General features: G+C 65.9%; 8 protein-coding genes. All 8 read left to right on the top strand.

Features of this window, described 5'->3' with window-relative positions:
- Positions 1–10 precede the first annotated feature (10 nt).
- The 8 genes from KA261_13155 (at position 11) to KA261_13120 (ending at position 10814) form a co-directional block, all read left to right on the top strand.
- A complete protein-coding gene (locus tag KA261_13155) occupies positions 11–580 on the top strand; it encodes a shikimate kinase (protein ID MBP7698750.1) in 570 nt (189 codons plus the stop codon).
- Positions 567–1703 carry a 3-dehydroquinate synthase gene (gene aroB / locus KA261_13150; GenBank protein ID MBP7698749.1) on the top strand — a complete coding sequence of 379 codons (1137 nt, stop codon included), beginning with the start codon at positions 567–569 and terminating at the stop codon, positions 1701–1703. The genes KA261_13155 and aroB overlap by 14 nt, the downstream gene beginning before the upstream one ends.
- Complete coding sequence (aroQ, locus tag KA261_13145; GenBank protein ID MBP7698748.1) at positions 1681–2118, top strand: type II 3-dehydroquinate dehydratase; 438 nt, start codon at positions 1681–1683, stop codon at positions 2116–2118. Before aroB ends, aroQ begins: the two co-directional genes overlap by 23 nt.
- A 22-nt stretch (positions 2119–2140) precedes the next feature.
- Positions 2141–3739 (top strand): hypothetical protein, encoded by a 1599-nt coding sequence (locus tag KA261_13140; GenBank protein MBP7698747.1) that lies wholly within the window; start codon positions 2141–2143, stop codon positions 3737–3739.
- A 99-nt stretch (positions 3740–3838) separates the two neighbouring features.
- A complete protein-coding gene (locus KA261_13135) occupies positions 3839–5188 on the top strand; it encodes an MATE family efflux transporter (GenBank protein ID MBP7698746.1) in 1350 nt (449 codons plus the stop codon).
- Positions 5189–5266: 78 nt separating this feature from the next.
- Positions 5267–6040 carry a fumarylacetoacetate hydrolase family protein gene (locus KA261_13130; GenBank protein ID MBP7698745.1) on the top strand — a complete coding sequence of 258 codons (774 nt, stop codon included), beginning with the start codon at positions 5267–5269 and terminating at the stop codon, positions 6038–6040.
- Between the two features lie 54 nt (positions 6041–6094).
- Positions 6095–7285, top strand: coding sequence for a hypothetical protein (locus KA261_13125; GenBank protein ID MBP7698744.1), 1191 nt, complete (start codon positions 6095–6097; stop codon positions 7283–7285).
- Complete coding sequence (locus KA261_13120; GenBank protein ID MBP7698743.1) at positions 7275–10814, top strand: LPS-assembly protein LptD; 3540 nt, start codon at positions 7275–7277, stop codon at positions 10812–10814. Before KA261_13125 ends, KA261_13120 begins: the two co-directional genes overlap by 11 nt.
- The last annotated feature ends 73 nt before the right edge of the window (positions 10815–10887 follow it).

The following is a 10887-nucleotide window of genomic DNA, read 5'->3' as shown; positions in this document are numbered from 1 at the left end:
CCCGAGAGCGATGAAGAAGGCGAAGGACCCCGAGAAGATTTTTCTGGTCGGTTTTTCCGGAAGCGGGAAATCGACAATCGGCCCGCTTTTGGCCGCGCGCCTCGGGCGTTTCTATGTCGATACCGACCGGGTGATCGCGGAGAAGTTCGGCAAGGACATCCCCGGGATATTCGCCGACGACGGGGAGGAGGCGTTCCGGGCCGCCGAGACCGAGGTTCTCGGCGAGATCGCGGGCCGCGCGGGCGTGCGCGAGGTGGTCGTGCTGGGCGGGGGCGCTTTCACCATCGCCGTCAACCGCGACCTGGTTCGCCGCGCCGGAATCGCCGTCTACATCCAGTGTTCCGTTCGCGAGCTCGCCCGCCGCATGCGCCGCCACGCCGACCGCCCGCTGCTGACGGTCGTCCCCAACCCCGGCGAATCCCTCCCCGAGGCGACCCGCCGACGGGTGGCCGAACTGCTCGAGGAGCGCCGCGAGTTCTACCTTTTGGCCGACATGACCGTGTCGTCCACCGCCCGCCTGCCGGTCAGCGTGGTCGAAGAGATCGTGCGCAAGCTGGAGAACCGCTATGAGCCGAGTTGATGTCTGTTTGGGGGATCGCCGCTACCCGGTGCTCATCGGGGAAGGCGGCCGGGAGCGCGATTTGCCGCGCCTTGTGCACCGCCAGGCGCGGCGGGGCGGGCGGGTCTTTGTCATTTTCGATGCCCAGGTCTGCGCTCTCTACGGCCCGGAACTTGTTGCACGTCTCGCCGACAGCGGCGGTTCGATCCACCAGATGGTGCTTCCCTCCGGCGAACGTTTCAAGACTCTCTCGGTCGCGGCCGCCGTTTACGACTTCCTCCTGCGCCGTCGGGTCGCCCGCGACGATTTCCTGCTGGCGGTCGGCGGCGGAGTCACGACCGACCTGGCGGGTTACACGGCCGCCACTATCCTGCGGGGGATCCCGTGGGGAGCGGTCCCGACGACGCTCCTGGGCATGGTCGACGCCGCCATCGGCGGCAAGACCGGCGTCAATCACCCGCTGGGAAAGAATCTGATCGGCGCGTTCTGGCAGCCCCGGTTCGTGCTCTGCGACGTGGGATTTCTGCCCACCTTGCCCGACCGCGAACTGGTCGCCGGTCTCGGCGAGGTTGTAAAGTACGCGGGGTTGGCGGGGGAGACGTTCCTGCGCCTCCTGGAGTCGTATCTGGATGGCGGGAATCTTCTGGAGGCGCGCTCCCTCAGTCGCCTGGTGCGTCTGTCGGTGGCGTACAAGGCCGGCGTGGTCGTCCGCGACGAACGCGAGTCCGGCCCCCGCATGGCGCTGAATCTTGGACACACATTCGGCCACGCCGTGGAACAGGCGGCCGGGTTCGGGCGGCTGCGCCATGGCGAGGCCGTGCTGCTGGGGCTCGATGCCGCAGTCGAGCTGAGCATCGCGCAGAAACCGTCGCGCCGGGCCGGGCTCGCCGGCTACCGGGCGCTGGTTCGCCGCCTGCTCGGGGTGCTTCCGCGTCGCCGCATATCGGCCGAGGCGGTCATGGAAGCGCTCGCGCTGGACAAGAAACGCGCCGGAACGACGGCCCGATTTGTCTTGCTCGACGCCCCGGGCCGGCCGTTAATTGGGACCGAGGTCCCGGCCGCGGCGGTGCGCGACGCGGTGAGGGCAATGCTCGAGCACTATGCGCCGGAAGGAGGCCGCCATGTCCAGAGTCCTCGTCGTTAACGGGCCCAATCTCAATCTGCTCGGTCGGCGCGAACCGGAGATTTACGGCACCGCCACCCTGGAGGATCTCCACACCCGGCTCCGCGAATTCGCCGCGGAGATGAAGATGGAGCTGGCGTTCTTCCAGTCCAACGCCGAGGGCGAAATCATCGAGTTCATCCAGCGGGAGGGCCCGGGCGCCGACGGCCTGGTAATCAACCCGGGCGCCCTGGCGCACTACAGCCACGCTCTGCGCGACGCTATCACGGCCGTGGGAATCGAGACCGTCGAGGTCCATCTCACGAACATCTACGCCCGCGAGGAATTTCGGCGCCACTCCGTGATCGCGCCGGCCGCGCGCGGCCAGGTGGTCGGATTCGGCATGTACGGGTACGCTATGGCCTTGTCGTATTTTGCCGATACTTCGGATAAATGACCGATCCCCGGATTGGCGCACCATGAAACGGCTTGTGTTACTGCTCATAGGCCTCAGCCTGCTTGCGGCGGCCTGCCGGGAACAGCCTGTCTCGCGAGACGACGTGTTCTTGGTGATGGACTCCCTCGAGCACAAGTTCGACTGGCTCGGCTACCGCCTCCAGCAGGAGACCTGGGAGATCTACAGCACGGGGCAGTCCGACTCCCTGGATTTCTACCAGGGACTCCTCCGCTACACGGTCGCCGATCCGAATCTGCTGCGCACCTTCCGCCAGGGCCGCCTGTGGGTGACGGAGAACGAGGACGTCCGGCGCCTCGACTTGCTGGAAGCGGCGCTCATGCGGGCCCAGGTCGAGGTGGCCGAGCCGGTGGCCTCCCTCCACGACTCGCTCGTGCAGATCGATGTCACTTTCCGAGCGCCCTTCGACGGCCAGAACCGGACTCAAAATTACCTGTACCGTACGTATCGATCCGACCCCGACCGCAGCCGCCGCGAGGCGGCCTTTCGCGCCTACCACCGCATCGGCGATCTGCTGGCCGACGGGCTGGCCCGGCTGATCCGGCTGCGCAACCGCGAGGCGGCCAAGTTCGGACAGCAGAACTATTTCAGCCTTCTCTTTTCGCAGCAGGGGTTCGACGAGGCCCGCTACCTTGCCACCCTGGACCAGCTTGACTCGCTGAGTCTCGAGCCCTACCGCCGGATACTGGCGAACGCGGGGGAGAAGCTGGGGTCCGGGCCGGTGGAGATCTGGGACCTCTCCTACGCGTATGCCGATATCAACCGGCGGGGCGACGCCTACTTTCCGGCCGACCGGCAGTTCAGCCAGATTGCGCGCAGCCTGGAGGCGCTGGGCTACGACCTCGACAAACTGCCGATCTATTTCGACCTTCAGCCGCGCAGCGACAAGACGCAGCTCGCCTACGCCGTCCCGCTCCGGCCGCCCCACGACGTCCGCGTGCTGGCGAATGTGACCGACGGCTACCTGAGCGCGCGCACGCTCATGCACGAAATCGGGCATGCCCTTCACTTTGCCCACATCCGGCAGGAGCGGCAGCTTTTTGTCGACTGCGTGAGCGAGGCCTGGACTGAGGGGATGGCGCAGATTTTCGCCTCGCTGCTCGACGATCCGCAGTGGCTGGTCCAGTATGCGGGGATGACGCCGGAGACGGCCGCCGAGTTTCTGCGCGCCCGGGCCGAACAGGAGATCATTTACCTGCGCACCACCCTCATGCGTCTGCGCTGGGAATATGAGGCCTATCGCAACCCGGATCAGGATTTCAACACGCTCTATTGGGATCTCTTCGCCCGGTATCTCCTGCTGCCGCGCCACGACGACATCCGACCGTGGGCCACGATTATCCAGTATACGACCCACCCGGTCTATCTGCACAACTACCTGTATGCGGACATGATCGCGTCGCAGACGCTGGCGTCGCTGCACACCGTCTACGGTCCGCTCATCGACAATCCCTCGCTCCGCTCCTTCCTCAATCAAAACTACTTCCGCTTCGGTGCGCGCTATGACTGGCGCGACCTGCTCGAGCGCGGCACCGGTCAGCGCCTCGACCAGAATTATCTGATCCGCCGACTCTGCATCGAGCCTCCGGCCGCCGCCTTTTAGGCGGCGCGCGGCCGTCCCGGGAGCGGCCCCCTGAATTGCGCTTGTTCCCCGTCCTGAAACACCCTACCATTACCGCTCTGACCATTGCAGGAGAGCCCGGTGACAAGAACCGAGACAATCACCAGCGGACCGATCAGCGGCACCATCATCTCGCTCGCGACCCCGGTCGTGCTGGCGCAGTTCATGGAATTCGCGCTGGCCAGCACCGACTACTTCTGGGTAGGCAGGCTCGGCCCGTTTGCCCAGGATGCCCTCACCACGTCCATGGTCACGGTGTGGACCATGTTCTCGGCGGTTTCGGTGATCTCGGTAGGCGTCGCCGCCTTGGTCGCGCGGCACATCGGCGCCGGCAACCCCGGCCAGGCGGCGTTCTTCGCCCGGCAGGGGATGGGGATGGGCGTCCTGTTCGCGATCGCCGCCGCTCTGGCGGCCTGGGTGCTCACTCCCCCGTTTCTCCGTTTCATGCAGGCCGGTCCGCAGACGCTCCCGATGGCTCAGACCTACATGCGCACCGTCTATCTCTTCGCCCTCTGTTTCTTCCTGCTGGAGGTCTCGTACGCCGTCTTCCGGGCCGCCGGGGACACCAGGACCCCGACCATCATCGCCGCCATCACCATCGTGCTGAACATCGGCCTGGACCCGCTGCTCATATTCGGCTGGGGCCCGGTCCCGGCCATGGGTGTGGCGGGGGCCGCGCTGGCCACCGGCCTGTCGGTCACGATCGCGGCGGCGCTGGCGCTCACCCGCCTGGCCGGCGGGCACCTCGGCTTCCGGCTCGGCCCCGTGCGGGCTTTTCGCCCCGACTTCCGCCAGATGCTCCGCATCGCCCGGATCGGCCTGCCCATCGCCAGCCAGCAGTTCATTTTCGTGGCCGTGTACTGGTTCCTCATCAAATACGTGCACGCGTTCGGCCCGACCGCGGGCGCGGCCATGGGGATCGGCAACCGCATGGAATCGTTCTCGTATCTCATCTGCTCCGGTTTCGCGGTGGCCGCCTCGACGATGGTGGGGCAGAACCTGGGCGCCGGGAAACCCGACCGGGCCGCCCGCTGTGCCTGGGGCGCCACCGGCATCGCCGTCGCCGTGACTCTCGCGGTGGCGGTGGTCTTTGTCAGCCTCCCCCGCGCCATCGCTTCCGTCTTCACCGACGACCCGGAAGTGCTCCGGATGGCGGCCGATTACTTGGTCATCCTCGGTCTCTCGCAGTTCACCATGGCCGTCGAAATCGTCCTCGAAGGAGCCTTCAGCGGGTCGGGCGACACCCTCCCACCCATGCTGGTGTCGGTACCGGGGTCGCTGGCCCGGATTCCGCTGGCTTATCTGCTGGCGTTCACCCTCGGCTGGGGGATCAACGGCGTGTGGTGGACCCTGACCATCACCACCACGGTCAAGGCGCTGGTCCTGGCTTACTGGTTCAGCCGGGGGCGCTGGAAGCGCAAAGAGGTTTGATTCTATTTGACCCTGCCCGACCGGCCGCCTTTATTCCGGGAAAGCAAATGCCCGTCCCCGAAACTGGAGAGAACCGGTATGCCCCGTCGCTATGCGCGTGTCCGCCTGCCAGACCGGCGGGTTGTGTGGGCCCGCCTGACCGATGACGATATGGTCGCGCCGCTGGCGCAAGCCCCCTGGCGGGGGGAGGCCCCCGCGGGGCCGGCAGTTCCGCTTGCCCAGGCGACCCTGCTGGCTCCGACCGAACCGACCAAGATCATCGGCATCGGTCTGAATTACCACGCGCACGTCCAGGCCAGTTTCTCAGCCGACAAGGCGCCCGACCACCCCCTGATCTTTTTGAAGCCGCCCTCGTCGGTGATCGGGCCGGGGGAGAAGATCATCCATCCGCCTCAGTCGCAGCGCGTGGACTACGAGGCCGAGCTGGGGGTCATTATCGGCAAGGAGGCCCGCCGCGTGCCGGCCGACCGCGCCGCCGACTACATCTTCGGGCTCACCTGCGTGAACGACGTCACCGCCCGCGACCTGCAGAAGACCGACGGCCAGTGGTCGCGCGCCAAGGGGTTCGACACCTTCTGCCCGGTCGGTCCCTGGGCCGTCTGCGGCCTCGATTACTCCGATCTCCTGGTGGAGGGAATCCTGAACGGCGAGATCATGCAGTCGGGGCGGACGAGCCGGATGATTTTCAAAATCCCGGAGCTCATCAGCTACGTCTCCTCGGTCATGACGCTGCTGCCCGGCGACATCATTTCGACCGGCACGCCCGCCGGGATTGCTCCTATGAAGCCGGGTGACCGGATCGAGGTGCGTGTGGAGGGCATCGGCTCGCTGGTCAACCAGATGGCCGAGTAGGCGAGGAGGCCGCGGCCGGGTACAAAGGATGAGGCTGTTGGAGGAACGCCACGCATGACGGAGCGACTCTACTATACCGATCCGGACCTCCTGCGGTTTGAGGCCCGCATTCTCGATGCCGGCCGCGAGGGCGGCCGGTACTTCGCCGTCCTCGACCGAACCGCGTTCTACCCCACTTCCGGCGGGCAGCTCTTCGATACCGGCATTCTCAACAGCGTCTCCATCGTCGATGTCACCGAATCCTCCGACGGAACGATTCGGCACTATTCGCCGCAGGCGATCGGAGAGGTCGGGGCGGTCGTGAGCGGAGCGGTGGACGCCGCCCGCCGCAAACGCCACCGCCGGCAGCACACCGCGCAGCACATCCTGAGCCACGCTTTTCTGCAGCTCCACGGCTGCGAGACGGTCTCCGTGCACCTCGGCGAGGAGTACGGCGCCATTGAGTTTGACACCGGCGCGCTGTCCGATGACCAGCTCCTCGCGGTCGAGGAACGCGCCGAGGAGATTATCTTCGCCGACCTCCCCGTGGACATCCTCTTTGTGCCGCCGGAGCAGATCGCGACCATCCCGCTGCGCCGGCCGCCGAAGAAGGAGGGGATTCTCCGCGTGATCCGCATCGGCGACATCGAGTATTCCGCCTGCGGCGGGACGCACTGTCGCCGGACGGGCCAGGTCGGCCTGGTGAAGATCATCGGGGTGGACAAAATGCGCGGCCACGCCCTCGTCAACTTCCTCGCCGGCGACCAGGCCCGCGACGACTACGCGGCCCGGCTGGAGGTGACCGCCCGCCTGACCCGGCACTTTACCTGCAATGTCCGGGATCTCGGGGACAAGGTGCTGAAACTCGAGGCGGAGAAGCGCGGCCTCCACCAGGAGGTGGTTCGTTTGCAGAGAGAACTGCTGCCGTCGCAGGCCGACAGCCTCGCCGGGCAGGCCACGGCGGTGGGGGAGAGGCTCGTCCTGGTGGCCGAACTGCCGCACTACGATCCCAAGCTGGCGCTGCAGCTGGCGGCCCTGCTGGCCGAGCGGATCAACGGCCTGGCGGTGCTCCTGGTCGAAAGCCGGCTCTACATTGCGGTGGGGCCGGGCAGCGGCCTGCATGCGGGCAATATTGTGAAAGCGCTGGGCGCCGCCACCGGTCTGCGCGGCGGCGGCGGGCCGCTCCAGGCGCAGCTCGGCGGCGCCGACCCGGCCCAGCTCACCACCTATCGTGCTCTTGCGGAGAAGCTCGTGCGTGAGGCGTAACCGGGCCATCGTCACCGCCATCCTCTTCCTGCTGGCCGCCGCCGGCGCGGCCGCCCAGAACCGGCAGGGCTTTGTCCTCGAACGGAGCAACCAGCTCGAGGTGGTCTGGGAAAATGAGCGCTATGTCACGTATGTCGACGGCGAGGTCAAGTTCCGCACCGAGACCGGCGCCGTCTACTGCGACTCCGCCACCTTCGTCCGCGGTGAATACGCGAAACTCCGCGGCCGCGTGCTCATCGACGACCAGGCGTATATGCTCCGCGCCGACTCGGTCTACTACGATCTGACCCGGGAGACGGCGCTCGCTCTGGGTTCGCAGGTGCAGTTGTGGTCCTATGCCGACTCGCTCTACGCGGCCGGCGTCCACGCCTTTTACGATCGCCCGGCGCAGCATTTCGAGATGCAGGAGCGCCCCACCGTGTACCTCGGCTACCCTGACACCGCGGCGATGGTCGAGGTGGTGGCGAACACGGTCAACTACTTCGCTCCCGCGCGCCGCGCCGAGGCGGTCGGGCGGGTCGTCATCACCTCGCAGGATATTGCGGCCGCCGCCGAGTGCGCCGTCATGCTTATGGATCGGAACACTCTCGATCTCTATGACGGGCCTACGGCCAAGCGCGGCCGCTCCACCATGACCGGCGGCTTCATGTCCATCGCTTTCGGCGAGGACCAGCTCCGCGAAATCGACGTCATCGACTCCGCCCGGGGCGAATTCATCGAACCGATCGACAGCGCCGAGACCGACGTCGACCGCTCCATTCTCGCCGGCTCCCGCATCAAGATGTTCTTCGACGAGGGGGATTTGCGGCAGGTGTTGGCCTCCGGCCAGGCCTACTCCTGGTACTACCCCTCGCCGCGCGGCACCCGCGAATTTCACGAAAACACGGTCTCCGGCGACACCATCCGCCTCTTTGTGCGCGAGGAGCGTCTGGAGAAGGTCGCGGTGGTGGGCGGCGCCGCCGGCACCTACATCACCGGCACGGTGAGCGATTCATCCGCCGCCGGCGCCGACACGGCCGCTGCACCGGAAACGGCGGTCTCGGCCGCCGTGCGCGATTCGACCGCCGCGGCAACCGCCGCCACCCGCCTCGATACCGTCGACTACCGCGCCGAGCACATCGTTTACAGCCTGGTGGACTCCCTGATCACGCTGGATGTGCGCAGCGAGGTCAAATCGGGGGCGATGGAGCTGCGCGCCTACGACGTGGACTTCGACACCCGCCGCCGCGTGGTCGAGGCTTTCAGCGCCGAAATCACTCCCGATGCGGCCGACCGCGACTATTACAGCCTCGCCGAGCGGCTCCAGCCCGCCGCCATCCCGGTGATTCTCAAGGACGGCGCCGATGAACTTCACGGCGACTACCTCGAGTACTCCATCGACACCGAGAAGGGGCGGATCGTGCAGACCAAGTCCGAGTTCGAGCAGGGGTATTACTACGGGGGGAAGCTGTTCCGGCAGAAGAGGGATGTGTACTACATTGAGGACGGCTACTACACGACGTGCGGGGCGGACGAGCCGCACTTCCATTTCTACTCGTCGCGCATGAAGTTAATGCAGGACAACAAGCTCATCGCCCGCCCGGTGGTTTTCTACCTCGGCCGCATTCCCCTCATGGCCATTCCCTACTACGTCTTCCCGCTCAAGAAGGGCCGCCACTCCGGTTTTCTCCCGTTCACGTTCGGGCGCTTCGAGCGCGGGGAGCGGTACGTCAACAACCTCGGCTACTACTGGGCCGCTTCCGAGTACTGGGATTACCGGGGGGCGGTCGACTACCACGACCTCTCGCGCACGATCACTTTCAAGAGCGAAGTTCAGTTCCGGAAACGGTACTTGCTCGACGGGTACCTGCGCGGGGAGTATCGGCGCCAGACCCAGTACAACCGGCGCGTCGCACTGGAGAACTCGCCGACGAGCTATTCCTTCAGCGGGGCCTACAACCACACTCTCTCGCCGTCATTCGACGTCCGCTCCTCCGGCAGCTACGTCTCGACCGCCAGCTACTACACCGACTACTCGAATTCGCTCGCCGAACGGCTCAACCGGAACCTTGTCTCGCAGGTGAATTTCTCCAAGAAGTTCGGCCGACTGACCTCGGTCACCGGCAGCGTGCAGCACACTGAGAACCTCGACCTCGAACAGCGCACCGACCAGTTGCCGAGCCTGTCGGTGTCGCTGCCCCCGATTTACCCGTTCGGCGGTTCGTCGACGAACGACGAAGGGGAGACCGTCACCCGGTGGTACAACCAGTTCATCCTGCGCTACAACCCGACCCTGCTGAACTACTCGACCCGCAGCACCATCCTGGCCGACACGATCCACACGCTCGTCGACACCCTCATCGACACGACCTTCGTCGACGATACGACGATAGTGGCGATCGACACCACCTACCGGGCGGTGGAGATCGACTCCCTCATGTCCCGTTCGCGGCGGCACTACCTGAAAGTGCAGCACAATCCGAGCATCACCCTTCCGACCATTCGGATCATCCCCTACGTGCCGATCGTCCCGAGCTTCTCGTACAGCGAAACCTGGTTCAAGATCTTCGAGACCGACCAGTCGCAGGCGGCCGGGATCGACGCCTCTGAATTCTACCGCACCTACTCCTACTCGGCGGGCGTGAGCGCCAACACCAAGCTCTACGGGACGGTTTACCCGGGCCTGTTCGGTCTGCTCGGCCTGCGCCATGTCCTGGAGCCCTCGGTCGGCTACCGCTGGTCGCCCGACATACAGCGCTACCCGGAGGTGCGCAGTTTCGCCGGCGGGGGCGCGGCCAGTTCGAAGAGCCAGTCGATCGGCTTCGGCCTCGGCCATCTCTTCCAGGCCAAGGTGAGAACCGGCGAGACCGAGAAGAATATCGACCTGCTCTCGGTCCGGTCGTCGTTCGCCTACGACCTCGAGCGCGATTTCCGGCCGCTGTCGCAGATGACGACCAGCTTCCAGACCAGCACTATCCCGCGGCTCAACATCAGCGGCGACATGCGCCACACCTTCTACAATCCGTACGATGACTCCGCGACCACGCCGAAGCTTCTGTCGCCGTGGCTGCTCGACTTCGACCTCAACCTGTCCTTCGATGTGATGGGGCGGACGTTTCTGTTCACCGATGAGGCGGAGCCGGGCGTCCCGCTCGGCGTCGATTCGGCCTCGGCGCTGGCCGGCCCCGAACTGCCCATGCCCTCGGCGGCCCGCGCCGGCTGGAACCTCGCCGTCACCTACTCGTTCAGCGAATCGGGGCGCCACCGCTCCTACAGCAAGTCGAGCTTTGTCAACATCACGCTCGGTTTTGGCCTGACCCCCTCGACCTCGGTCAACTACAACCAGCGCTACGACCTGGTCGAGGGCCGGACCATCTCCAGCCAGGTGAACATTGTCCGCAGCCTGCACTGCTGGACCGGCTCGCTCTTCTGGGTGCCGGTCGGCTCCAACACCGGGTTCGGCTTCAAACTCTGGGTGAACGAGCTCCCCGACATCAAGCTCGACTCCAACCACGACAGTTTCATATCCACCGACGTGCTGCGCCGCTAGGGGCCCGGAAAAGCACTGCGGCGCGCTCCGCCGGCGGGTTTTTTGTTGACAAACCGAGTCGACCTCCAATCTT

The organism is Candidatus Zixiibacteriota bacterium, from assembly GCA_017999435.1.
GTDB lineage: Bacteria > Zixibacteria > MSB-5A5 > GN15 > FEB-12 > JAGNLV01.
Note: the sequence above shows the minus strand (reverse complement) of the source record. Positions and strands in the feature narration are given on the sequence as shown.

What these genes read in the sequence shown, in the direction of transcription:
- KA261_13125 (MBP7698744.1), top strand. Translation starts at nt 6,095, where the DNA reads ATGACGGAGCGACTCTACTATACCGATCCGGACCTCCTGCGGTTTGAG.
- KA261_13130 (MBP7698745.1), top strand. Translation starts at nt 5,267, where the DNA reads ATGCCCCGTCGCTATGCGCGTGTCCGCCTGCCAGACCGGCGGGTTGTG.
- KA261_13155 (MBP7698750.1), top strand. Translation starts at nt 11, where the DNA reads ATGAAGAAGGCGAAGGACCCCGAGAAGATTTTTCTGGTCGGTTTTTCC.
- aroB (MBP7698749.1), top strand. Translation starts at nt 567, where the DNA reads ATGAGCCGAGTTGATGTCTGTTTGGGGGATCGCCGCTACCCGGTGCTC.
- KA261_13140 (MBP7698747.1), top strand. Translation starts at nt 2,141, where the DNA reads ATGAAACGGCTTGTGTTACTGCTCATAGGCCTCAGCCTGCTTGCGGCG.
- aroQ (MBP7698748.1), top strand. Translation starts at nt 1,681, where the DNA reads ATGTCCAGAGTCCTCGTCGTTAACGGGCCCAATCTCAATCTGCTCGGT.